This window comes from Mycobacterium sp. ENV421 (assembly GCF_002887815.1).
Classification (GTDB): domain Bacteria; phylum Actinomycetota; class Actinomycetes; order Mycobacteriales; family Mycobacteriaceae; genus Mycobacterium.
In genome coordinates this window covers 39,682-65,174 of sequence record NZ_PDHO01000001.1, presented here as the reverse complement: position 1 = coordinate 65,174, position 25,493 = coordinate 39,682, and the positions used below count along the sequence as shown (strand labels likewise).

At 68.4% G+C, this 25,493-nt stretch carries 14 protein-coding genes; 4 read left to right on the top strand and 10 right to left on the bottom strand.

The window, feature by feature from the left end:
• Positions 1-74 precede the first annotated feature (74 nt).
• Genes CRM90_RS00245 through CRM90_RS00225 form a run of 5 tightly spaced genes read right to left on the bottom strand, consistent with a single transcriptional unit; the run spans position 75 to position 15,680 of the window.
• A complete protein-coding gene (locus CRM90_RS00245) occupies positions 75-287 on the bottom strand; it encodes an MbtH family protein (RefSeq protein ID WP_102805029.1) in 213 nt (70 codons plus the stop codon).
• Positions 268-1,557: an NADPH-dependent L-lysine N(6)-monooxygenase MbtG gene (gene mbtG, locus CRM90_RS00240; RefSeq protein ID WP_199189720.1), complete on the bottom strand. Its 1,290-nt coding sequence runs from the start codon at positions 1,555-1,557 to the stop codon at positions 268-270. The genes CRM90_RS00245 and mbtG overlap by 20 nt, the downstream gene beginning before the upstream one ends.
• Positions 1,554-5,816 carry a non-ribosomal peptide synthetase gene (locus CRM90_RS00235; protein ID WP_102805354.1) on the bottom strand — a complete coding sequence of 1,421 codons (4,263 nt, stop codon included), beginning with the start codon at positions 5,814-5,816 and terminating at the stop codon, positions 1,554-1,556. The genes mbtG and CRM90_RS00235 overlap by 4 nt, the downstream gene beginning before the upstream one ends.
• Positions 5,817-5,830: 14 nt before the next feature.
• Entirely contained in the window at positions 5,831-12,271 is a 6,441-nt protein-coding gene (locus CRM90_RS00230) for a non-ribosomal peptide synthetase (RefSeq protein WP_102805027.1), read from the bottom strand.
• Positions 12,264-15,680, bottom strand: a complete 3,417-nt coding sequence (locus CRM90_RS00225; RefSeq protein WP_102805353.1) for a non-ribosomal peptide synthetase — start codon at positions 15,678-15,680, stop codon at positions 12,264-12,266. The genes CRM90_RS00230 and CRM90_RS00225 overlap by 8 nt, the downstream gene beginning before the upstream one ends.
• A 111-nt stretch (positions 15,681-15,791) precedes the next feature.
• Here CRM90_RS00225 and CRM90_RS00220 point away from each other — a divergent pair, with 111 nt between their 5' ends.
• Positions 15,792-17,387 carry a (2,3-dihydroxybenzoyl)adenylate synthase gene (locus CRM90_RS00220; protein WP_102805026.1) on the top strand — a complete coding sequence of 532 codons (1,596 nt, stop codon included), beginning with the start codon at positions 15,792-15,794 and terminating at the stop codon, positions 17,385-17,387.
• A gap of 6 nt (positions 17,388-17,393) precedes the next feature.
• Here CRM90_RS00220 and CRM90_RS00215 read toward each other — a convergent pair whose 3' ends face one another.
• From CRM90_RS00215 to CRM90_RS00205, 3 genes are all read right to left on the bottom strand, one after another.
• Positions 17,394-18,728 (bottom strand): salicylate synthase, encoded by a 1,335-nt coding sequence (locus CRM90_RS00215; RefSeq protein WP_102805025.1) that lies wholly within the window; start codon positions 18,726-18,728, stop codon positions 17,394-17,396.
• Between the two features lie 60 nt (positions 18,729-18,788).
• On the bottom strand, positions 18,789-20,147 hold the full coding sequence (locus CRM90_RS00210; protein WP_102805024.1) for a hypothetical protein: 1,359 nt from the start codon (positions 20,145-20,147) through the stop codon (positions 18,789-18,791).
• A 93-nt stretch (positions 20,148-20,240) separates the two neighbouring features.
• Positions 20,241-20,840, bottom strand: a complete 600-nt coding sequence (locus CRM90_RS00205) for a GNAT family N-acetyltransferase (RefSeq protein ID WP_102805023.1) — start codon at positions 20,838-20,840, stop codon at positions 20,241-20,243.
• Between the two features lie 67 nt (positions 20,841-20,907).
• Here CRM90_RS00205 and CRM90_RS00200 point away from each other — a divergent pair, with 67 nt between their 5' ends.
• Together CRM90_RS00200 and CRM90_RS00195 are read left to right on the top strand one after the other, a co-directional pair.
• Positions 20,908-21,378, top strand: coding sequence for an SRPBCC family protein (locus CRM90_RS00200; protein ID WP_199189719.1), 471 nt, complete (start codon positions 20,908-20,910; stop codon positions 21,376-21,378).
• Positions 21,371-23,134, top strand: coding sequence for a sulfatase-like hydrolase/transferase (locus CRM90_RS00195; RefSeq protein ID WP_102805021.1), 1,764 nt, complete (start codon positions 21,371-21,373; stop codon positions 23,132-23,134). The genes CRM90_RS00200 and CRM90_RS00195 overlap by 8 nt, the downstream gene beginning before the upstream one ends.
• Positions 23,135-23,140: 6 nt before the next feature.
• Here the strand turns inward: CRM90_RS00195 and CRM90_RS00190 are convergent, their stop codons facing one another.
• Both CRM90_RS00190 and CRM90_RS00185 read right to left on the bottom strand, forming a co-directional pair.
• On the bottom strand, positions 23,141-23,389 hold the full coding sequence (locus CRM90_RS00190; protein WP_036342815.1) for a hypothetical protein: 249 nt from the start codon (positions 23,387-23,389) through the stop codon (positions 23,141-23,143).
• 46 nt (positions 23,390-23,435) lie between these two features.
• A complete protein-coding gene (locus CRM90_RS00185) occupies positions 23,436-24,041 on the bottom strand; it encodes a helix-turn-helix domain-containing protein (protein WP_233209093.1) in 606 nt (201 codons plus the stop codon).
• 108 nt (positions 24,042-24,149) lie between these two features.
• On the opposite strand from CRM90_RS00185, the gene CRM90_RS00180 reads away from it, so the two are divergent.
• Complete coding sequence (locus CRM90_RS00180) at positions 24,150-25,493, top strand: NAD-dependent succinate-semialdehyde dehydrogenase (protein ID WP_102805020.1); 1,344 nt, start codon at positions 24,150-24,152, stop codon at positions 25,491-25,493.

Below are 25,493 nucleotides of genomic sequence, written 5' to 3'. Positions count from 1 at the left end.
GGTGACGGTCGAACCCGCCCCCGCCTCCTTAGGTTTGCCTAACCAATCCACGGAGAAGTTAGCATTGCATAACTTCACTGTCGAGTCGCTGCGCGCAGGCTCTTCGGCCGGATATCCGACCAGTTCTGCTCGACGAACTCCGCACAGTCCGCCCGGCTCGCCACCCCGAACGCGACCAGCCAGCCGCTGGGGATCTCGGCGAACGCCGGCCACAGGCTGTGCTGTTCCTCGTCGTTGACCAGGACATAGAAGCGGCCGTCCTCGTCGTCAAATGGATTGGTACTCAACGTTCCTCCCGTTCGTGTGGGTCAACTGGGCGCCGGGCCGGCCGCCGAGGATGCGATCGGACAGCAGCCCCAGGCAGCTCAGGTTGGGAAATCCGGGACCCTGGTTGAGCCCGGAAAGGTTGGGCAGGAACAGCTTCGGCGCCACCCCGCTCAACGCGAGGTCATCGCCGATCGCCCGCTGCAGCCGGTCGCTGGTCAGCGGCCCGTTCAGCCTGACCTCGAGCAGGTCCAGGGCATCCTGAGCCAACAGCGGCAGAAACCACAGCGAGTCGGCGCCCGAACCGTCGATGACGAGGTCGAATCCGTGCACCGTCTCGAGCCGCTCGCCGTGCCGGTCGGTGTGCAGCGTGATACGGATCCGGCCGTCGGCGGCGACACCGTGCGCCACCCGGCCGCGCAGATGCCTGATCCGATCGTCGGCGAGCAGCGAATCCTGAACCCGCGCAGAGAAGACCCCGCGATCGGTGCGGGCCATCACGTCGCGCCGCTCGGCCGGAGTCAGTCCGACCCAATCCGTCGGGTCACTGAACATCCGGTTCTCGAAGAAGCTCTCACCGCGGGTGAACAACGTCGCCTGCGGCGAGATCACCGTGATGGTGGACACCCGGTGCCCGAAGAGCTCGTTGAGCATCGACGCCGCGGTCTCACCACCGCCGATCACCGCGACCCGCTCGGCGTCGATCCGTTCTTTCGACGCCGACAACTCCCAGAACTGGGCGATCGAGAGGACCTGCGGATGGCCGGGCAGCACCGATCGGCCGGGCTGGCCGGGGCCGGTGATCATCACCGCATCGGCCTCGACCGTGCCGCCGCCGGTGTGCAACACCCACGACTGTCCGTCGAGAGACATCCGGATCACTTCGCCGTCAACGACATTCAGTGCCACGGCGTCGGCCACCCAGCGCAGGTAGTTCGCCCACGTCTCGTGGGTCGGTGCTGGCTTGCCGCGGTCGACCCACTCCGCGAAGCGCCCGGTGCTCACCAGGTAGGACTGCCAGCTCAGCCGCATCATCCGCTGGTCGAGTTCGCCGTTGCGGCCGGGCAGGATCATCGACCGGTACGGGAAGCCGACGTCCTTCTCCGGGCTGGTTCCCAGCCGGTGCTGGCCGTCGGACCAGCCACCGCCCGCGCGCCAGTTCGCCGCGACCGCCGTGCGCTCGACAGCCACGATCTCCGGTGTGACGACGCCCATGTCGCGCAGCATCGCCGCTTTCGCGGCCACCGCCACCGCCTTGGCTCCGGCGCCCAGAACAGCCAACCGCCGCATCACGACGTCACCTCCGCCAACTCCTGCAAGATTTCTGCCCACATCTGCTGCAGCGCAACCACATCCGTCGCGCTGAAGATGTCGGGCAGCGTTCGCCACTGGGTGACCAACTTTCGACCGGCGACGGCGGCGACCAGGGTCAGTTCGTGCCGCACCGCGACGTTCGGCTCGGTCATGATCGACAAGTGGGCGAGCAGACCGCGGTCCAGCAGTGCCCCGGCATCGAGGTCGAGCCTGCCGAGGTAATTCAGGAGCACCTGCGGGCCGTGGAAACCCCGCAGCAGCTCGGCGGTGTCCGGCCTCAGGTAACGCAGCGCAGCGTAATCAGTTGATTCGCCGGGTATCTCGGGAATCGGGTGTCCCGGACGGATCCGTAACGGATAGATGGCGCTGAGCAGGCCGACGGTGTCGTCCGCGGCGGTGCGGCCGTGGGTTTCCAGCGCCAGCAGCGGAACCGGGCTGACAGCGCCGCGCTGCTCGCGCCAGCGGGTGATCAGACGGGCACATGCATCGGCCAGCAGGTCTTGGATCGGTGTCTGTCCGCGTAGCAGTGCGCCGGTGATGTCGGCCTCGGTGACCGTCACGGTGATCGCGAGGTCGGCGAACCGATCCGCCTCGGGGCGCACGCGCCGGTCCCCCAATGCCGGGTCTTCACCGTCGATCTGCGTGAGCCAGAAATCGACGGTGTCGAGAGCGCGAGCACGATCGGTGAGGCGGTGAGCCCACCGGCGATAACTGACCTGTTCACCGCTGACGGGGCCGAATTCGGCAGAGCCGGCGGCCGACCAGTTGGCCATTAACTCACCGAGCACGATGCGCCAGGACGCCGGATCCATCGCCAGCACGTGGACGACCAGTACGAGAACACCCGGCTCGCCCGGACCATGCAGCCACAGCGCTTCGGTCGGATGGCCGACCTCGGGATCCAGCCGTTCGATCGCGGCGGCTGCGTATTCGGCGACGGCGTCGCCGAGTTCGCCGGCGACCACCACCTCGGCCAGCGGGATGGTGTCTCGACCGGCCGGGACGAACGTCATCGTCGCGCGGTCGAGGCGGCTGCGGAACATCTCGTGCCCGGCGGCGATCCCGTCCAGCAGCAGGCGCAGCCGCTCGGCGGTCGCATCGGCCGGCAATCGGATCGCCTCCACCTGCGACAAGCGTCGCGGATCGCCGTGCTCATAGAGCCAGTGCACGGCAGGCAGCGCCGGAATCGGGCCCTGCGGCTCCGGCCCGGCAGCGAGGTCGTCGGCGGTGTCGCGATCGACTGCCGCCGCGAGTTCGCGCAGCGTGCCGCACTCGAGGACCAGCCGGGCGCGCAGTGACAGTCCACTGCTGCGCGCGAGCTGAACCAACGACAGCGCGGCGATGCTGTCCAGCCCCAGTTCCAGCAAGTCGGCGTCGAGGTCGACGGCGGCAAGGCCCAGCAGTTCCGCGACGGCATGGCCAAGGGCGATCTCGGTCGGCGTGCTCGGCGGCTCCGGAGCCTCGTCGGGTGACACGGTGGCCGCCAGCGCCGCCTCGTCGACCTTGCCGTTGGCGGTCAGCGGAATCGTGTCGACCACGATCAGCCGGTGCGGAAGCATATACCGCGGCAACCTGTTCCGCAGCAGCGGGCGCAGTTCGGACACCGTCACGTCACCGTCGACGTACGCGACCAGTCGGGGACCCGCGGTCTGCCCCTGCACCGTGACGTGTACGTGCCGCACCCCGGGCATCTCTTCGAGTACCGCCTCGATCTCGCCCAGCTCGACGCGATGCCCGCGAACCTGGATCTGGGCGTCGGCCCGGCCGACGAAGACCAGCGCGCCGTCGTGATCCCGCCGCACCAGATCGCCCGTGCGGTACATCCGGGCACCGCCCGGGGCGGCGACGAACCGCGTCGCGGTCTCGGCGCGGCGACCGAGGTAACCCCTCGTCACCTGATCGCCGGCCAGATACAGTTCGCCCACCACACCGTCGGGGACGGGCTGCAGCCACGAATCGAGAACCGCGGCGCGCGTCGATCGTGTCGGATAGCCGATCACCGGCGCGTCGTGCTCGGCAATCGCGGCGACGACGGCCTCGACGGTCGTCTCGGTCGGGCCGTAACAGTTGTGCGCCACCAATAGCGTTCCTGTGCAGGCTTTCCGGATATCAGTCCAGTCCCCCGCGCCGACCGCTTCACCGCCGAGTGCGAGCACCGAAAGTCGGCCGGAGTCCAGCAGCCCGGCCTGACGCAGACTGGTGAACAGCGAGGGGGTGACGTCGAGCATGTCGATCCCCTCCCGTTCGATGATGTCGACGAGCAGGTCGGCATCCCTGCGGTCACTCTCGGAGATGATGTGCACGGCGTGACCGAACAGCAGTCCTGCCAGCGGTTGCCAGGCGGCGTCGAACGCGAACGACCAGGCGTGGCCGATACGCAGCGGCCTGCCGAGGCGCTCGCTCGCACACGTGAGCATCCGCTCGGCGTGGTCGTCGATGTAGGCGAGCAATGCCCCATGAGTTCCGATGACACCCTTGGGTTCTCCCGTGGTGCCGGAGGTGAACACCGTGTAGGCGGCGTGGCCGGGATGGGCCGGCACGCAGAGGCGCGGTGCGCTGCGGGCGGCGGGCATCGTGGTCTCGTCGATGACGACGGCAGCCCCGGTCTGGGCGAGAATGGACTGCACCCGGCCTGCCGGCATCGCTGGGTCGAGTGGCACACACATGCCGCCGGCCTTGAGTACGGCGAGCATCGCCACCACGTAGTCAGCACCTCGCGGGAGCTGGATCGCAACCGGCGTCTCCGCGCCCACGCCGCGATCGGCCAGGAACCCCGCGATCCTGTCCGATTGCTCGTTGAGCTCGTCGTAGGTCAGCCGGCCACCGTTCCACCGAAGCGCGACGGAATCGCGATGCACCGCAGCGGTTGCGGCGAACCGCTCGGCCACCCCGGGCCCGGCGACGCCCGCGGGCGCCTCGATCGGCGGTGCCTCACCCTCGAGCAGGATTCCGATCCCGCCCAGCGGCCGGTCCCACTCCTCGATGAGGCGGCGCATCGTCTGCAGCACCCGGCGGCCCAGCGTCTCCGGCGACATCATGCCCAGCGCGTTGTCGGTCACCTCGACCAGCAGCGTCAGCTCGGCGGTGTTGCGGTAGGCGGCGACCGTCACCGGGAAGTGGGTGAGGCTTTCCATCGCTGCGGGCCGGAAGGTGACGTCACCTGCGGAGAACTGCTGACCGCCGACCACACCGCCGGGCGGGAAGCTCTCGTAGACCAGCAGGGTGTCGAACATCTCGCCGACGCCGGCCACTGCCCGCAGCTGCGAGTGGCTCAGGTAGCTGTGGTCGCGTAGTTCGGCCGCCTCCCGCTGCAGAGCCGAACAGTGCTGTCCGACAGTCCTGTTCGGATCGAGACGTACCCGCAGCGGAACGGTGTTGATGAACAGGCCGACCATGGTTTCCACACCCGTGAGTTCGGGCGGGCGACCGGATACGGTGACCCCGAAGACGATGTCGTCGCGGTCGGTCAGCCGGGACAGGATCAGCGCCCAGGCCATCTGCATCACCGAATTGAGGGTGACGCCCCGAGTCCGGGCCGCGGCGGCCAGTCGTTCGGTGTCGTCGGCCGGCAGCGACAGCTCGGTGCGCCTCGGCAGCCCCGTCCCGTCACCACCGAGGGCCGCCGACAACAGTGTCGGGCCTGGCAGGTCGGCGAGGTGCCTGCGCCAGAGGCGTTCGCCTGCCTGCATATCGCGCTCGGTGAGCCAGCCGATGTAGTCGCGGTACAACCGTGGCGTCGGCAGCGCTTCGGGGGTGCCGCCGACTCGGTACAGCGTTAGCATCTCCCCGATGAACACCGGCAGTGACCAGCCGTCGAGCACGATGTGGTGTGCGGTGACCACCAGCCGCCAGCGCCGATTCGGCAGCTCGATGAGCAGGAATCGGATCAGCGGACCGTCGTGCAACCCGAATTGCTTGCCGCGTTCCCGCTGTTCGATCTCGGCGGCCCGCGCGTCATCCTCGGCCGGCAGATGTTGCCACGGCAGTTCGACTGTGGCGGGGACGATCTGGACCGGTTGCGGCAGATCCTGGTGCCAGAAGCTGGCCCGCAGGTTGGGGTGGCGCACCAACATCGCCGCCGCGCAGTCGCGGAGCAGTTCGACGTCCAGCGGACCCGTCACGTCGGCCGTCATCGCGATGACGTACGGGTCGTCGCCGTCGGGTCCGATCAGCGTGGCGTGCGAGTACAGCCCGAGTTGCAGGGGCGAGAGGGCCAGGACGTCCTCGATGTCATCCATGTCCACGGCGTTGGTCACGACGGGCGGGCCTTCGACCACGACGACTTCAGGGCGGCCAGGTCGCCTGCCGACAGTCCGGACACACTCATCGCCTCGTGGCGGGTGTCGGCGCGGTCGGTAGCCGGGTCGACGTGCCCGTCGTCGATCGCGGCGGCCAGCGATGCCACGGTGGGATGGGCGAAGATCGTCCGGGGTTCGACCGTCAGGCCGGCCGCACGGATCCGTGCCGCGAGCTGAACCGACAGGATGCTGTCCCCGCCGAGTGCGAAAAAGTCGTCCTCCCTGCCGATCTCGACAACCTCGAGCAGCTGCTCCATCGCTGCGGCGACGGACCGCTCGGTGTCGGTTCTGGCCGGCTCGCTCGCGCCGGTGGTGTGCGCCTCGGGGCGTGGCAGCGCGGGGCGGTTCAGCTTCCCGGATTCGGTCGCGGGCATCGCGCCGAGCACCGAGATCGTGGCCGGTGTCATGTAGCCGGGCAGTGCCGCAGCCACCGACGCACGCACCGAGGCGGCGAAGGCCGCGGGATCGTCCACCGGCTCACGGGGGACGACGTAGCCGGCCAGGGAGGCGCCGCTGGATCCGTCCCAGGTTCGCGCGGCCGCGACGGCGACACCCTCGGCGGCTTTCAGAGCGGCTTCGACTTCGGCCAGTTCCACCCGGAAACCCCGCACCTTCACCTGATGGTCGGTGCGGCCGACGAATTCGAGATGGCCATCCTCAGTCCACCGTCCGCGATCGCCGCTGCGGTAGAAACGCGACCCCGGCTCAGCCGCATAGGGATTCGCGACGAACCTCGACGCGGTCAGCGCGGGCTGCTTCCAGTACCCGCGTGCGATCTGCTCACCGGCGTAGTAGAGCTCGCCGACGACACCGACCGGCACCGGTTGCAACGCCTCGTCGAGCACGTAAACCTGCGACCCCTCCATCGGTGTACCGATCTTGGGGATGGGCAGGTCCAGTGGGCCGCGAATCAGTGCACCAGAGGTTTCGGTGGCTCCGATGGCGTTCAGCAGCTCCATGTTTCGCGCCGGACCCACACCCACGCAGGAGACCAGACGCTGCAGCAGCGAGACGCTCACCGGCTCGCCACAGGTCACCAGCCGGCGCAGCGCGCGCACGGCGTTCGGTGCGCTGTCGACGAGCGCGGACACCAGACTGGCGACACCGGTGACCTGGGCGACGGAATGCCGCTCGATCAGCCCCGCTATTGCCTCGGCGTCGCGGTGCTCGGCGTCGTCGGCGACGATCAGGGTCGCGCCGGCCGCGAGCCCGGCCAACGTCTCGATGCACCCCTCCAGGAAAGTCATCGGCGCCTGCGCGAGCCGGATGTCCTGTCCCGGAACCGGATAGTGCTTGAGCTGCCAGGTCAGCCTGGTGCTCATCGCGCGGTGGGTGCCCACGACACCCTTCGGTGTCCCGGTGGAGCCCGACGTGAACATCAGGTACATCGGGTCGTCGGGGTGCGGCTGGGTCAAGGCGGCGACGGGATCGGTGGACGCCAGCTCGGCGCGAACCGCCGGATCGTCCATCGAGATCACCGTGACCCCGTCGGCGGGCGGCATCGACGCGCCGGCCTCTTCGGTGACCACGACGACGGCGGGTTGGACGTCGTCGAGCATGAACTTCTTGCGCGCGACAGGATAGGTGGGGTCCAGCGGGAAGAAACCGGCACCGGCTTTCATGATGCCGACGAGCGCGACCACCAGATCGATCCCGCGGCGCATCGACATGCCGACCAGGGAGCCCGGGCCGACGCCGTGGCGCACCAGCAACTGGGCGAGGCAATCCGAACGATGATGCAGCGCAGCGTAATCGAGCTCATCACCGGCGCACCGCAGCGCGACCCGGTCCTGACCCAACGCCCGGCTGGCCTCGAGCAGTCCCGGGACGGTGCGGGGCCGCTCGACCGGCGACTCGATGCCTCGGCTCTGCCCGAGCACCTGCTGCCGTCCGGAATCGCCGAGCAGGTCGACATCACGCAGCCGGACATCAGGATCGGCGGCGAACGCGTCGATGACCTGACCCAGCCAACCGGCGAAGCGCTCCATCGTCGACGGGTGGTAGAGCTCGGTGCGGTAGATCACGTGCCCGCGATAGCCGTCGTCACCGACGAAGAAGTTCACGCTCAGATCGGCGTGGGCCACATCGAAAGTCGGTTCCAGGGCGGTGAATCGGGTGTCACCGTCCGGGCCCGCTTCGATCAGCTGGTTCTCGGGAAGCTCCTCGCGAACGTGGACGACCACCTGGAAGAGCGGGTTACGGGACAGCGACCGCACCGGGTTGACCGCGTCGACCACCCGATCGAACGGGAGATCTTGGTTGGCGTAGGCCGCCAGGGCCATCTCCCGCGAGCGCAGCAGGATCTCACGCAGCGTGGGATTGCCCGACAGATCGTTGCGCAACACCAGGATGTTGACGAAAAAACCGACCAGCCGGTCCAATTCGGTGTCGGTGCGGCCCGCAACCGGTGTGCCCAGCGGGATGTCGTGACCACCACCGGCTTTGCTCAAGACCACCGCCACGACGGTTTGCAGCAGCATGAACTCGGTGATCCCGAGCTCACGACTCAGCGCCGTCAGCCGTTCTCGCACGGCGGTGCCGAAGTGCAGCGGGATGGCCGCACCGGCCCCGCCGGCCATCGGCGGCCGGGGCAGGTCCGGGCGCAGGCCGGTGTCCTCGGGGAGTCCGTCGAGTTCTCGCACCCAGAACTGCCGTTGCGCATCCATCAACTCGGTGTCGGACAGCAAGTGGATCTGCCATGCGGCGTAGTCGCGGTACTGGATCGGCAGCGGCTGCCAGGACGGCTCGGTGCCCTGCCGTCGCGCCCGGTAGGCGGTGAGCACGTCGGTGAACAGCACGCCGGCCGACCAGTGGTCGGCGGCGATGTGGTGCACGACCATCGACAGGACGCATTCGCCGGGTGTGCGTAGCACGGCGACGCGGATCGGCAGTTCGGTTTCGAGTTCGAACCGGTGGGCCCGCTCGGCATCGAGTTGGGTTGTCAGCCACTGGTTGTCGGGACCGTCGAGTCGCCGGACCTGAGCATTGTCGCCGGCGGTGACGACCTGATGGGGTACCCCGTCGATCTCGCGGTAGACGGTGCGCAGGATCTCGTGCCGGGCGATCACGTCGTGGACGGCGGCGGCCAGTGCGTCGGCATCGCAGGGACCGGTCAGGCGCGCCGCGAACGGGATGTTGTTCACCGGGCTGGGTCCGTCGACGCGGTACTGGAACCAGCTTCGCAGCTGGGCGGCCGACAGCGGTGCGCTCTCGGGGTCGCCCCCGGCGGCGACCAGCGGCGGCCGGGTGCACGGCGCCTGACGGTCGCGGCGCCCATCGATCACCGCGGCGAGTTCGCCGACGCTGCCGGCCTCGAAGATGTCGCGGACGGTGACCTCGGCCCCGCAGGCTTCACGGATCGCGGCGACCAGTTTGGTCGCCAGCAGAGAGTGCCCGCCGAGGGCGAAGAACGAGTCATCACAACCCACGTCGCCGGCGCCGAGCAACCGGGCGAACAATGCGGCGACGGTGCGCTCGGTCTCGGTGACCGGTGCACGGTAGTCGACCATCGGGCCGATCTCGGCTGCCGGAAGGGCGGCCCGATCCAGCTTTCCGTTGACGGTGACCGGGATCTCGTCGACGACGACGTAGGCGGCCGGGATCATGTAGTCCGGCAACGCGGCGGCGACCCGGATTCTGATCCGCTCGACGTCCACGACATCGCCGGCCGCCGGCGCCACGTAGGCGACCAGGCTCTTGCCGAGATGGGGCAGATCGGCGGCGACCACGACCGCATTCCCGACGCTCGGATCCACAGTGACGGCCGCGGCGACCTCGCCGAGTTCGATGCGGAAGCCGCGGATCTTGACCTGTTCGTCGGCGCGGCCGACGAATTCCAGGTCGCCGTCGCGGTTTCGCCGGGCCAGGTCGCCCGAACGGTAGAGCCGACCGCCGGGGGTGAAGGGGTCCGCGACGAAGCGTTCCGCGGTCAGCGCCGGCCGGTCGTGGTAGCCGTGCGCCAGTTGTGTTCCGCCGATGTAGATTTCGCCGATCACGTCGGTCGGCACCGGCCGCAGCGCATCGTCCAACAGGTAGATCGCGGTGTTGATCTTGGGTGTCCCGATCGGAACCACCCGGGTGCCCTGCCTGCCCTCGACCTTATAGCGGGAGGCGTTGATGACCGTCTCGGTCGGCCCGTAGAAGTTGTGCAGCAGCGCGTCGAACGTTGCGTGGAACTTGTCGGCCAATTCTCCGGGCAGCGCTTCCCCGCCGATCGGCACCCGCCGCAGGCTGCGCCACTGTTCGACGCCGGGCAGCGACAGGAACAATCCGAGCAGCGACGGCACGAAGTGCATCGACGTGATGGACTCGCGCTGCAGCAGATCGGTGAGATAGCCGATGTCGCGCAGCCCGTCGGTGCGCGGGATCACCAGGCGGGCGCCCTGGGCCAAGATCCCGAAGGTCTCACCGATCGACACGTCGAAGCTGGGTGAGGCCACCTGCAGGAGGCGGTCGTCGGGACCGATCTGGTATTCGTCGGCGAACCACCGGAAGTAGTCGGCGACGGGACGGTGCGGTACCGGAACCCCCTTGGGCAGACCGGTCGACCCCGAGGTGTAGATCAGGTAGGCGGTGTTGGCCGGACCGAACGGGCGCACCAGATCCGACGGACCCGGGTCGTGGTCCGGGAAGTCCTCGACACCGGTGACGGGTTGGCGGATCACCATTTTGGGATCCGCGTCGCCGAGAATGTGATCAATGCGATCGGCGGGATACTCCGGATCGACCGGCAGATAGACCGCGCCCGCCTTGGCGATACCCAACGCGGTGATGACCAGCTCCGGCGACTTGTCCAGCAGCACCGCGACACGATCTTCGGCGCCGATGCCCTGCGCGGCGAGCCAGTGCGCGTGCCGGTTGGCCGCCGCGTTCAGCTCGCGGTAGGTGTAGTGGCAGCCCTCGTAGACGACGGCGATCGCATTCGGCTGGCGGGCGGCTTGCTCGGCGACCAGGTCACCGAGTGTCATCGGCGGACAGACGTAGTCCTCACCTCGGGACATGTCGAACAGCCGCGCGGTGTCCGTCTCGTCCAGCACGGCCAGATCGGCCAGCACCCGATCCGGATGGGACAGCGCGTCCTCGAGGAGGACGACGAAGCTCCGCAACATCTGCTCGGCCAAGCCCGCATCGATGACCTCGGTGAGGTACTCGACCTCCACTTCTGCTTCGCCGCCGGCGAACTCGACCATGAATCCCAGCGGGAGTTGGGCGTACCGGCCGCGGAACTCGGCCCGCCGGCAGGTGATGCCGCCGGGTTGGAAGCCGTCGCCGTCCGGATGCCGCATGCCGAAGCTCACCCGCGCCATCCGTTCGACCCCGTAGCGACGGTCCGGGTTCAGCTCCCGGACCACCCGGTCGAGGTTGACCCGCTGATGGGCGAAGGCACCGACGGCGGCATCACGCGCGGCGCCGACCAGATCACCGAAGGTGCTCCAGCGGGCCGGCCGCATGCGCAGTGCGACGGTGTTGCCGTAGTAGCCGATGACGTCATCGGAACTGCGATTGAGAACCGGTGCGGCAACCAGGAAATCGTCGGCGTGCGTATAGCGCAGCATCAACGCCGAGAACGCCGCCAGCAGAACCATGTACGGCGTCGCCCCGGATTCGTGCGCCAGCGTGGCCACCGCATCGACGGTGCGGGAGTTCAATCGGGTGGTGCGCCGGGCGGCCCGCCACTCGGTGGGAACCGCGGATCCCCTCGGCCCGGGTAGTTCCAGCGGTTCGGGTGGGTCGGCGAGCAGCGCGCGCCAGTACGCCACGTCGGCGTCGTCGCTGCCGGATACGGGTGCTTCGGCCAGTGGCGCCGGCGGAAGGTCGCCGCCCTGGTAGGCGATGCTGAGGTCGGCGAAGAACACTCGCCACGAAGCGTCGTCCCAGGCGATGTGGTGCGCCGCCAGCAGCAGTACATGCTCGTCGGAACCATTGCGGACCAACGTGATCCGCAGTGGCGAGTCGGTGCCCAGGTCGAAGGGTTCGGTGAATGCGCGCTGCGCGAGCACCTCCACGCGCAGGCCGCGGGCTTGCGCCCCGAGCTCACGGAGGTCGTGCTCGGCCCAGCCGGGGACGAGTTCCCCGTGGACGGTCGGGCGCGGTTCGCCGTCGGCGTCGGTCTGGTAGGTGGTACGCAGGATCGGATGGCGTGCGGCGACCGCGTTCACGGCCGCACGCAGTCGGGTCGAATCGAGTTCACCGCTCAGCCGGTACGACACGCAGACGTTCAACAGCGCCCCGGTGCCGTCGATCGAGTGCACGAACCACATCCGGCGCTGACCGTCGGTCATCCCGGCCGGGTCCGCCGACGTGGCCGGTTCGGTCAGCAAGCCGCGCTGAGACAGCTTCTGGCGCAACAACTCCAGCCGCTGCTGGTCGAACGGGTCGGTGAGGATTTCAGTCATCAGATCTCCGGGTGAGCGCCAAGGCGACCTCGGCGGTGTCCATGAGGGCCACTTCGAGGTACAGCTCGGCGATGGCGTCGAGCCGATCCGCCGGCTCGAGCTCGCCGAGCCGCCGGGCCAGGGCTTCGACGGTGCGGGTGGCGAAGATGTCCGCGACGCTGACATCCGTGACGTCCAGTCGTTGCCGGATCCGTGCCACGAGCGTGGTGGCCAGCACGGAATCGCCGCCGAGGGCGAAGAAGTCGTCGTCGGCTCCCACCGCGGCCGCGCCGAGGACATCGGCGACGATCGCGGCCAGCGCGGACTGCACCGGACCCGTCGGCGGACGGTGCCCGCTTCCGGCGTCCACCCGCTCGGCGAGCCGTCGGGCGACGGCGTTGCGGTCGACCTTGCCCCCGATGGAGTAGGGGATCCGGTCGAGCACCTCGACGTGTCGCGGAACCATGTGAGCAGGAAGCTCTTTGGCGATCCGTGCGTGAAGGGAGTCTAGGCTTGTTCCGGCCGCGAGCTGGACGGCGGCCGCCAGCCGGTCCGCGGACTCGGTGCGCCCGGGGACGGTCACCGCCACGGCACCCAACACACCGGGCACCCGGTGCAGCGCCGCTTCCACCTCACCGAGTTCGACGCGGTAGCCACTGAGCTTCACCCGGTGATCGGCGCGCCCGACGAATTCGCAGGTGCCGTCCGGCCAGAACCGGGCCAGGTCACCGGTCCGATACCAGCGCACCCCGTCGTGTTCGACGAATCGCTCCGCCGTCAGGTCCGGCCGGCCGCGATACCCCCGGGCAAGTCCTCGCCCTCCGATCCACAGCTCGCCGACCACCCAGTCCGGGCAGTCGGTGCCGGCGGGACCGACGACGCGGCATCGGTTGTTCGGCAACGGCTTTCCGAACGGAATCGCGGTCCAGTGTTCGGGGACGTCGTCGGCCACCTCACAGACGGTGTTGTGGATCGCGGTCTCGGTGGCCCCACCCAGGCCGGCGAACCGTACGCCGGGGGCCCGGCCGCGCAGCCGGTGCGCCATCGCCGGGGTGACCCAGTCACCCCCGGTCGGCACCACTCGTAGCGTCGGCAGCGGGCCTGCGACGTCGAGCAGCATCGCCAACCAGCCCGGCAGAAAGTGCAAGACCGTGACCCGATGCCGTTGGATGAGCCGCACCCAGTGGTCGGGGTCGCGCCGGTGTTCCTCGTCGACCACGACGATCGCCCCGCCGGTGGCCAGGGTGGCGAACACATCCAGCACCGAGATGTCGCACTCGAGTGTGGACAGCGCCAGGCACCGGTCCTGCGGCCCGAGCCCGAAATGGCCGGTGATGAACTCGACGGTGTTCATCGCGGCGTCGTGGGAGACCTCGACACCCTTGGGCTCGCCGGTCGACCCCGAGGTGAACAGCACGTAGGCCAGACGGCCCGGATCCCCGGTGACAGCGGCCGATTCGGCGCCGTCGCCGCGGGTGATCGCGTCGGTGACCGTCATGCACGGAACCGGCACCTCCGGCAATTCGGCGCCGCAAGCCAGCGCCATGTCGACGGCCCCGCTCGTGAGGATCCGCCGGGCCCGATCGGCCGGCTGGTCGATGCCGATCGGCAGATACACCCCGCCTGCCGCGTGGATACCCAGCAGCGCCGGGATCTGTTCGGCCGTCTTGGGCCCCAGCACCGCGACGGTGCCGCCGTCCGAAAGTCCCGCGGCCCGCAGCGCGGCGGCCACTGCCAGCGCCTGGCGGCACAGGTCGTCATAGGTCAGGTCGCCCATGCTGCTGAACACCGCAGGGGCATCGGGTTGACGCGATGCAAGGTCGAAGAAGCCGTCGTGCAACATCTTTCCGCTGGGTGGGGCGCTGGTGTTCACCGCTTCCCGCGCGGCGCGTTGCGACGCAGGCAGCAGCGGGCCGCACTCGCTGTCCCAGGCGTCGTCCTCGCGCGCCAGGCGCTGCACTTCGTCGATGTGATGGGCGAACATCGCGTCGATGACGCCGGGGCGGAAGGCACTCTCCCGGACATCCCAATTGAGCAGGATGCCGCCGGCGAATTCGGTCACCTGGGCGTCGAGCAGGACCTGCGGCCCTTGGGAGATGATCCAGTCGGGTGTGCCGAATTGCGTTGTCACATCGGCAGAGAACAGTTCGCCGAGGCCGAGGGCGCTGGTGAACACGACCGGCGCGAGCGCCTGTGTCCCGCGATGGCGGCTGATGTCGCGCAGCACCGACAAGCCCGGGTACGACGCGTGCGCCGCCGCTTCGTGCATGGTGTGCTGCAGCACCTGTGCCCGCTTACTCGGGGTGTCGGCGACAGCGAGGTCGACATCGAGCAGCAGCGACGAGGTGAAGTCACCGACCACGTTCTCGATGTCGGGGTGCAGCGGTTCCCGCCCGAACAGCGGGACGTTGAGCAGAAAGCGCGGGTCTGCCGACCAGCTGCCCACCGTGTCGGCGAACGAAGCTGCCAGCGTCATCGCCGGGGTCACCCCGTGGCGGCGGGCCCGGTCGAAGAGCCCGTCGCGGGTGTGTGGGTCCAGCCAGTGCCAGCGGCGACCGGGCCGATGCGGGTCGGTCTGTTCGGCGGCGGGCACCACCGGCAGCGCGGGGGCGTCGGGTAGATCGGGCACCCGGTTCGACCACCATTGTCGGTCGGTGTCGTATCGGTCCGACGGCGAAAGCTGTTGGCGGTATTGCTGGTACGTGTAGCCGATGTCGGTGAGCATGTCACCGCGATACAGCGCGGCCAGATCGGCCATCAACGCTCGGTAGCTCATCGCGTCCGCGGCTTGCATGTCCAGGTCGACGTGCAACCGGCTGCGCGTGCCGGGTAGAAGAGTCAGCGTGAGTTCGAAGACCTGCCCGTCGAGCTGCTGCCGCGACTTCTCCGACTGGATCGCGGCGAGCCGCTGCTCGACGTCGTCGGACTCCCGCAGGTCGATGACGTCGACCGGGAAGGTGTCCGGCGGTACGCCGATGCGCTGCGTGCCGTCGGACAGGAACTGGACCCGCAGCATCGGGTGCCGAGCCGCCAGCAGGGTGGCCGCCCGCCGGAGCCGCTCGGGGTCCAGCGCGTCGCCGTCGAACTCCACGTAGAGGTGGCCGGCCACGCCGCCGAGTTGTTGATCGGTGTGCCTGCCGACCCACATCGCGTGCTGCATCGGCGCCATCGGGAACGGCTCGCCGACGGCCGGTTGTGGTTGCGCAGGAGGCGGATTCGCGGGTTCGGCGGTGGTCAGCAGCTCGGCCCAGGCACGGACCGACGGGGCGGCCGCCAGCCGGGCGAAGTCGACGTCGAAACCCGCACGGCGCCAGCGTCCGGCCAGCGCCATCATGCGTATCGAGTCCAAACCCTGCGCGATCAGGTCGCCGTCCGGGTCGATGTCGGTGTGGTCGACGCCGAGCACCTCGGCGATCCGGTCGGTGATCATGGCCGCTTCAGCCGCGGTCACTGTCGCCTCCCTACCTCAGAACAGCCTCACCTAACTTTGGGAAGGCTACCCTATGCTTGCTGCGTGGAGATGGCTACGTCAGGGAGCGCAATGAGCGGATTCACCCCCTTCCCCCCGGACCGCGCGAGGCACTATCGCGACTCGGGGTACTGGGCCGTCCGGCCACTCGACGAGATCTTGCGGACGGCCGCGACGCTGTGGCCCGACCGGCCGGCGATCGTCGACGATTCGGCTCGCCTCACCTACGCCGAGCTGGACCGTCGAGCCGACGCAGCCGCCGCCGGGCTGTCCGCGCTGGGCATCGAGCCGGGGCACAGCGTGCTGGTTCAGTTGCCGAACAGCTGCCAGTTCGCGGTCGCGCTGCTCGGTCTGCTGCGTGCCGGCGCGCTGCCCGTGCTCTGCCTGCCCGGCCATCGCGACGCAGAGCTGGTGCACTTCCTGGATGTCAGTGGCGCGGTCGGGATCATCGAGGGCTGCGACCCCGCCTACGACTACCGGGCGATGGCCGAGCGGCTTGCGCAGCGCCCCAACCAGTTGCGACACATCATCGTCGACGGTGACGCGGGTCCGCACATCACGTGGTCGCGGCTGTGCGAGGGCACCGGAAAGCCGCCGCAACTGCAGCCCGACACCAGCGGGCCAGCCCTGCTGCTGGTGTCCGGAGGCACGACGGGTGCCCCGAAACTGATCCCCCGTACGCACGACGACTACGTCTACAACGCGACGGCCAGTGCCGCGCTGTGCGAGATGACGAGCGACGACGTCTATCTTGTCGCGCTGCCCGCCGGCCATAACTTTCCGCTCGCGTGCCCCGGCCTGCTCGGTGCCATGAGCGTGGGTGCCGCCGTGGTGTTCGGACGAGACCCCAGCCCGGAAGCGGCGTTCGCCACCATCGCCCGTCACGGTGTCACGGCCACCGCGCTGGTGCCCGCGCTGGCCCGATTGTGGGCGCACGCCTGCGAATGGGAGGAGCAGCCCCCCACCACGTTGCGACTACTCCAGGTCGGTGGCGCCAAGCTGGCCGCGGACGACGCCGGACACATCCGGTCCGTGCTCACCCCCGGCCTGCAGCAGGTGTTCGGGATGGCCGAGGGACTGTTGTGCTACACCAGGATTGGGGATCCCCCGGAGATCGTCGACCACACCCAGGGCAGACCGCTGGCCGACGACGACGAGTTGCGCATCGTCGATGACGCCGGTGCCCCCGTGCCGGACGGCGAGCCGGGAGAGCTTCTGGTGCGGGGGCCGTACACCATCAACGGATACTTCCGGGCGGAGGCGGAGAACCAGCGTTCGTTCACCCCGGACGGCTTCTATCGCAGCGGGGACACGGTGCGCCGGTTCGCCAACGGGTATCTGGAGGTGACCGGCAGAGTCAAGGACGTCATTGTTCGTGGCGGCGAGACCGTGGCCGCCCTGGACCTGGAGAGCCATCTGCTGACCCACCCGCGGGTCGCGGCCGCGGCCGCGGTCGGCCTGCCTGATCCCTACCTGGGCGAGAAAATCTGTGCGGCAATTGTTTTCCATGGCAGCCCGGTCGCGCTGCCCGAGCTCAACGAGCATCTCGACGCCCGCGGCGTCGCTGTGCACTGCCGCCCGGACATGATCGCGCCGATGCCGGCGTTGCCGACGACAGCGGTCGGTAAAGTCGACAAGCGCTCCCTCGTCGCGCAGTTGGGTGGCTGAGCCGGCTCACCGCTCGACGAGGTAGGGCGCCAGGCAGGCCATCTTCTCGCAGGTCTCCTCGAACTCCCGATCGGGCGTCGAGGCGGCGATGATGCCCGCTCCGGCGCGCAGCCAGGTCCGGGAGTCGGCTTCGTACACCGCGCGCAACGCCAGCGCGGCATCCATCCCGCCGTCGGGGGTGAACATCGCGACCGCGCCGGAATACAGACCGCGCGGCATCTCGTCGAGCCGCAGAATCGCCTCTACCCCGGGGCCTTTCGGGATTCCCGACGCCGTCACGGCAGGGAACAGCGCCTCCAGCGCGTCCATCCGGTTGCGGGTGGGCAGCAATGTGCCGCCGACGGTCGAGCCGAGGTGCTGAACACTGCCCCGCTCCCGCACGGTCATGAAGTCGGTGACCGCGACGCTGCCGGGCTCGGCCACCTCCGCGATCTCGTCCTGAGAGGTTCGCACCGACAGCGCGTGCTCGACGATCTCCTTGGCGTCGGATTCCAGATCGTCCCGGGCCGCCCGGTCGTCGTCCGGTCCGCGCCCGAACGCCCTCGTGCCGGCCAGCGGTTCGGTCACCACCGCGCCGTCGCTGCGCACCGCTGCCACCAGTTCGGGGCTGAACCCCAGAGCTCGAATTCCGCCGTGCCGCAGCAGAAATGATCGCGCGGGGGTGTTGTTACTGCGTCCCAGGCTGTAAGTCGCCGGGAAGTCGACGCAGAACGGCACGTCGACGGCACGGGACAGGATGACCTTCTGGTAGCGGCCGCTCCGGATCTCGGCGGCCGCCGTCGCGACGCGATCGCGGTACCGGCTGGGGTCGGTGGTCACATCCACCACGCCCACCCGCGCGTTGAGGCGGTCCGGCCGCAGCGCACGGATCGCCGCGGCGATCTCCTCGTCACCGTCGACCACCTGGATTCGGTCATCCGAGACGACGACCCGGCTGCGCGGGGTGAAGATGCGGGCCAGCGGTGCGCCCACCGGAAGCTTGTCGAACAAGCCGTGGCGGTGTGCACCGAATTCGAAGGCGATCCAACCGAATGCCGGCTCACCGTCGACCAACGCGGACTCGAGCGCGGTGGCAAGCACCTGTGCCGGACGTCCGCTCCATGGGTGTGCGACCACAGTCTGGCCATCGTGGATGCGGCATTCGTCGCGATCGAGCTCGATGGACGACCGAGCGCCGATCGCCAATGTCCAGCGGCCGTGCTGCTCGTAGATGAGGTAGTCGTCTCCCGTTCGTTCGGGAACGGCGGCTGCCAGCTGTGCGACCACATCAGCCGGTGTCATGCCCTCGGGGGCCTCGGCACGGTGGGCCGCCTCGATCGGTGCTGCGGTCACGTCGGTCATATCGACAGTCCTCACTGGAAAAAGCCGGGCCCCCATGCGGGGGCCCGGCTCTTCATACCGTTACTTGGCGTCCGACGAGCTCGACGCTGAGCTCGACGACGCGGCCTTGCCGCGCGGGCTGCGGGCACTGCCTGCGGTCGACTTCTTGCCGCCGGTGGCCTTGCCGGCCGAGCCGGTGTCGCTGCTCGCCTTCGTCGATGACGTGGCCGTCTTCTTGGCGGTCTTGCCGGCTGCGGTCGGGACCGAAACGTCACTCTTGCTGGCGCTTTCAGCGGTCTCGCTCGTCGCGGTCTCGGTGGAGCTCGCCGCCGAGGTCGCCGTGGATCCCTCGGTCGACGTCGTGGCCTCCTCAGAGGTGCCGGCCGTCACGGCCTTCGTCTGCGCCGACTCCGCTGCCGCGGACACCGCGGTCGCCGCCGGCGTGCTGCTTGCCGTCGTCGTGGTGACCGGGGTGATGGCCTTGGCGATCGCCTGCGGGATGGAGACCAGCAGCCGGCCGAGCAGGCCGATCGACGGACCTGTGACGGTCACCCCGTTGGCCGGGTCGGTCGGGGGTGCCACCGGGATGAAGGTCAGCAGAGCCGGGAACGGCGCGGCGGACTTCGGGTTGTTCCAGCCGTTGAGCACCGCGTTGACGAACAGACCCGGGGTGTTGACCACGGTGTTGATCGCTCCCACGGCGTCGCCGGCGGACACCGACTGAACCAGACCGCCCACGATGTCTCCGGCGGTGGCCAACACGCTCAACGCCGCACCGTAGACCGGCTGGAAGATGCCGTTGACCAGAGTGGTGCTGCTGAAGATTGCGCCGACGGCGTTCGCGAAGTTCTGCGCGATCTGTTGGGGGATACCGGGATTCGCCACGGTGCTGCCGCGGGGGGTGTAGGTCAGCAGCGCGTTGTAGATCGGCGTGATCGTTGCCAGCGCGCCGTACAGCACGAAACTGCTCAGCTGGTTCACGATCTCGGCGTTGTTGCCCTGGTCGATGGCGACCTTGAGGTTCGCCAGGAACGTCCCGCCGCGACCCGCCATGTAGTTGTCCCAGTTGACCGGGATGCCGCCGATGGCGGTGCCGAGCTCGGTGGCGTAGCCGAGCTGGTTGCGCGCCACCTGAGACAGAACGGGCAGCGGATCGGCCGCGATGGCCTGGGTCAGAGCTGCGATGTTGGTGACCGTGTTGGTCACGATCTGCGGGTAGATGGTCAACGGTGAGGCGGTGACCGACAGGCCGGTCAGCTCGACGGCCTGGACCGCCCGCCGCTGGATTTCGTCAGGCAGCGACTGGGTGGCCGGACCGGCGACCAGCGCGCCTGCGGTGATCATCGCCGCACCGGCGATGGTGAATCTGCTGGCGCGGCGCGCCGAGATTGCCGGGCTGGCAACAAGATCAGCCCCCGAATAGTTGACAGCGGCGTGCACGAAATCTCCTTCTGCAAGATATTGACGAGTAAGTATCGCCGTCGGAGATTAGCTAAGACTTACCTAAGTTTCAATAGGTACGCCTAACCATACTTAGTTGAGCTCAGCAGGCCGTTCGAACGCGTAGAGCGCCATGCGCCGGTTCGACATGTCGAACTCGCCGACAAATTCACATCCCGCGGCTTCGCACACCCGTCGGGCGGCCGCGTTGCGGTGGTCGGGATCGAACATCACCCGCCGGCATTGCGGCTCGACCGCGAACAGGTTGGTCATGATCTGGGGAAGCAGGCCGAGCCCCACACCGCGGTTGAGAAGCGCCATGCTGGCGATGGCGGCATGCAGGCCGAGATCGTATGGGTCCGCGTCATAGCAGGGCGCGATCGAATCCTTTGCCGCCCTGTACAGCTCGAGATACCCGTCGTCGACACCGTCGAGGCTGACGATCAGCGGCACGGAATACGTGCCGTCGAGTTGCGCCTGCAGATGCCGGCGCCAGCGGTCGACGGGCCAGTCGTATTCCCACGCCTGCGCCAGATGCGGCCGGCTCATCCATTCGGCGACCATCTCGGCATCGGCGGCCGTCGCCACCCGTATCGCATACGGCGGATCGACGGTCGGGACGACGGGAGCCGGAACTCGTGCCACCTCTTGTGGCAGGTCGGCGAGCGCGCGAGCCAGTACAACCTCGTTCATCGCGCGCAGCGTAGCCCAACGACGGCGTTGACGGTGGCCTCCCACATTCGCCTCATCACCATCACGAATGCGGTTGAATGGTCCGGTGGCCGACATCCGCCGCAGCCGAGCAATCGCCGCCGACCCGCAGAAGATCTGGGACGTGCTGGCCGACTTCGGCGCGATCAGTTCGTGGGCCGACATCGTCGACCACTCCTGCGTACTCGATCACGGAGCGGCCGGCGGCACCGTCGGTACGTCGCGCCGTGTGCAGCTCGGGCGCACAACGCTCGTCGAGCGGATCACCGACGTCGACCCGCCGCACACACTTGCCTACGACGTCGAGGGACTTCCCCCGCTGGTGCGCCGACTTCACAACCGCTGGACACTGCGACCGATCGCCCGGGGTCTCACCGAGGTGACCCTGACGAGTGCGGTGACCGTGGGATCCAATCCGCTGCAACGGATTGCCGAACGAGTATTCGCTCGGGTATCTGTCGCGCAGCTCGATCGCCTCCTCGCGTGCCTGGCGAAACGACTGGAGGAACAACATGTCTGAACGCCCCGACATCATCATCGTGATGACCGACGAGGAACGTGCGACTCCGCCGTACGAGGCCGACGACGTTCTGGCCTGGCGGCAGCGAGTATTGAACGGCCGGCGGTGGTTCGACGAGCACGGGGTGAGTTTCGGGCGCCACTACACCGGCTCGCTGGCCTGTGTGCCGAGCCGGCCGACAATCTTCACCGGGCAGTATCCCGATCTGCACGGCGTCACCCAGACCGACGGCATCGGAAAGGTATTTGACGATTCGCGGATGCGCTGGCTGCGCCGCGGTGAAGTGCCCACTCTGGGTAACTGGTTCCGCGCGGCGGGCTATGACACCCATTACGACGGCAAGTGGCACATCTCGCACGCCGACCTGACCGATCCCGAGACCGGTGGCCCGCTGGCGACCAATGACGACGACGGTGTCGTCGATCCCGGTGCGGTACGACGCTATCTCGACGCCGATCCCCTTGCCCCGTTCGGGTTCTCCGGCTGGGTCGGCCCCGAACCGCACGGCGCGGGACTGGCCAACAGCGGTGTCCGGCGCGACCCGCTGATCGCCGACCGGGTGGTGACCTGGCTGCAGGATCGCTATGCCCGCCGGCGTGTCGGTGACGCGACGGCACTGCGGCCGTTTCTGTTGGTGGCGAGTTTCGTCAACCCGCACGACATCGTGCTGTTCCCCACCTGGGCGCTGCGAAGCCCGCTGGAACCCTCGCCCCTGGATCCACCGCGGGTTCCGCCCGCGCCCACCGCGGCAGAAGACTTGCGCACCAAGCCCGCCGCGCAGATCGCCTTCCGGGAGGCCTACTACTCCGGGTATGGGCCCGCTGCGGCGATCCAGCGGGTTTATGACTCTGGCGCGCAACGCTATCGGGACCTCTACTACCGGTTGCACGCCGAGGTGGACGGGCCTATCGACCGCGTTCGCCGGGCGGTGACCGACGGCGGCTCGGAGCAAGCCGTGCTGGTGCGCACCGCCGATCACGGCGACCTGCTCGGTGCGCACGGCGGACTGCATCAGAAGTGGTTCAACCTTTACGACGAGGCAACCCGCGTACCGTTCGTGATCGCGCGGGTCGGCGCCGGCGCGACAGAGCAGCGAACGGTGACCGCGCCAACCTCTCACGTGGATCTGCTGCCGACCCTGCTCGGCGCCGCCGGCATCGACGTACAGTCCACTGCCGCAACGCTTTCCGAATCCTTCACCGAAGTTCACCCGCTGCCGGGCCGAAATCTCATGCCGATCGTCGACGGGGCGCCTGCCGACGACACACGGGCGGTGTACATCATGACCCGCGACAACATGCTCGAAGGTGACACCGGAGCCTCAGGTCTGGGCCGACGCCTCAAGCAGACGGTGAATCCCCCTGCACCATTGCGTATCCGGATTCCAGCACACACCGCCGCGAACTTCGAAGGGCTGGTCACCCGGGTCGACGGTCACCTGTGGAAGTTGGTGCGCACGTTCGACGACCCGGGCACCTGGACCGAGCCCGGGGTTCGGCATCTCGCCGCCAACGGCATGGGGGGCGAGACGTATCGCACCAGTCCGCTCGACGACCAATGGGAGCTCTACGACCTGACCGACGACCCGATCGAGGCGATCAATCGCTGGACCGATCCCGAGTTGCACGAGCTGAAAGCGAATCTGCGAACGCAACTCAAGCAGGTGCGCGCCGACGCGGTTCCCGAGCGGAACAATCCTTGGCCGTACGCGTCACGACGGCCTCCGGTGCCGCGACGCCGACGCCTGTTCGGCTAGCGGCCTTTACTCCGAGGCGATCTGGTGGCTGTCGACGAACACCAGGGTGCCGGCATCGGTGAGAACCGCCCAGCGCCGCGCCGCATCCGAGATGTGCACGTCCCCGACATCGACCGCGTGGCCGGCCAGGTCGCCGAAATCCTCGACCACGACGCCCCGTACCTCGTCGTCGGTGTCGGCATAGACACGGACGCGCTGATCGACGGCGATCTTCTCGTCGCCCTCAGCGCGCTTTCCCGCTGACTTCTTGACCACCCAAATACCTTCCCCGGCACCACACTGTCTGGTCAGTAGAGCACGTTCAGGCCCGATTCGGGTCCGAATTCCGCGGGATCGGTGGCGTGATCGACCACAATACCTCGCTGACATCCGGTCCCGGGTTGTCCCAGGAATGCGCTGCCTTGGCCGAGAAGGTGTAGCAGTCGCCGGTTTTGAGGACCGATTCCTGGCCGTCGACCGTCAGACGCAGGCACCCGCGCAGCACGAAGACGAAGATGGTTTCGGAATCCAGCGTGTACGCCCCGCCCGTCCCGCCGCCGGGATGCAGCACCGTCCGCATCACCTGCAGATTGCGTTCGGTTTCCGGCGTCAGCAGATATTCGCGGATTCCGGTGCCGCCCATCTCGACTGGGGCACCACCGCCGCGCACGACCGGCGAATCCGGATAGTCGAACAGCGAACCCACTGAGACACTGAGGGTTTCGCACACGCGCAGCAGGTTGGGCACCGAGATGGTGGTCTGACCGCGTTCCAGCAGACTCAAGAAACCTTTGGTGAGGCCGGCCGAGGAGGCGACCGCCTCCAACGTCAGCGCGCGCTCTTTGCGGAGCTCGCGCAGCTTCGGGCCCAGCCTGGTCATCCAGCCGTCGACCCCCGCGAGAACCTCGACGCCGGTGCCCTCCTGCATCGGGACACCTCACTTCGGCGGACGGCCAGTCACCCGGCCCTTGTGGCATGGGAGTTTAGCGGTATATAACTTCGATAGTTTTACACCACTAAACCCTGAGGACGAAGCATGAGTCTGTACGCGGTGGTCGACCCGAAATCCGGCGAAGTCGTGCGCGAGTACCCGACAGCGACCGACGAACAGATCGAACAGGCGCTGGCTTCGGCCGCCGCGGCGTTCCGGAGCTGGTCGAAGACGTCCACAGTGGCCGACCGGGCGGCTCTGATCCGCCGGGTGGCCGCACTGCACACCGAGCGTCGCGAGAAGCTGGCCGAGATCATCAACCGCGAGATGGGCAAGCCGCTGGACCAGGCCCTCGGCGAGGTCGATTTCAGCGCGGCGATCTACGAGTACTACGCCGACAACGCCGAGAAGTTCCTCGCCGACGAGCCGATCGAGCTGCTCGACGGCGAGGGCAGCGCGGTGATCAAGCGCGGCCCGGTGGGTGTGCTGCTGGGCATCATGCCGTGGAACTACCCGTACTACCAGGTCGCACGGTTCGCGGGACCGAATCTGACGCTGGGCAACACGATCGTGCTCAAGCACGCGCCGCAATGCCCGGAGTCCGCCGAGGCCCTCCAGCAGATCTTCGACGACGCCGGCTACCCCGCCGGCGCCTACGTCAACGTGTATGCGACCAATGAGCAGATCGCCGAGGCCATTGCCGACCCGCGCGTGCAGGGGGTGTCGCTGACCGGTTCCGAGCGCGCCGGTGCCGCGGTCGCCGAGATCGCCGGACGCAACCTGAAGAAGGTGGTCTTGGAGCTCGGTGGGTCGGACCCGTTCATCCTGCTGTCCAGCGACGACCTGGACACGACCGTCGAGGCCGCGATGGCGGGCCGCTTCGAGAACACCGGTCAGGCCTGCAACGCGGCCAAGCGGTTCATCGTTTCCGCCGACCTCTACGACGAGTTCCTGGACAAGTTCACCAAGAAGGTGGTGGAAGCGGCCGACGGGCTGGCTCCATTGTCGTCGGTGGGTGCGGCCCAGCGGCTGGCCGAGCAGATCGATCGCGCGGTGGCCGACGGCGCCAACCTGGTCTCGGAAGGCAAGCGCGACGGCGCCTACTTCCCGCCCGGTGTGCTGACCGGTGTGTCCCCCGATTCGGCGACCTATCGCGAGGAATTGTTCGGCCCGGTGGCGATGGTCTTCAAGGTCAATTCCGAGGACGAGGCAGTGGAGCTGGCCAACGACATCCCGTTCGGGCTCGGCTCCTACGTGTTCACCACCGATGAAGAGCAGGCCAAGCGGGTAGCCGACAAGATCGACGCCGGAATGGTGTTCGTGAACGTGGTCGGCGCCGACGGGGTCGAGCTGCCGTTCGGCGGAGTGAAGCGCTCCGGTTTCGGACGGGAGCTGGGGCGGTTCGGCATCGACGAGTTCGTCAACAAGAAACTGATCCGGATCGGATAA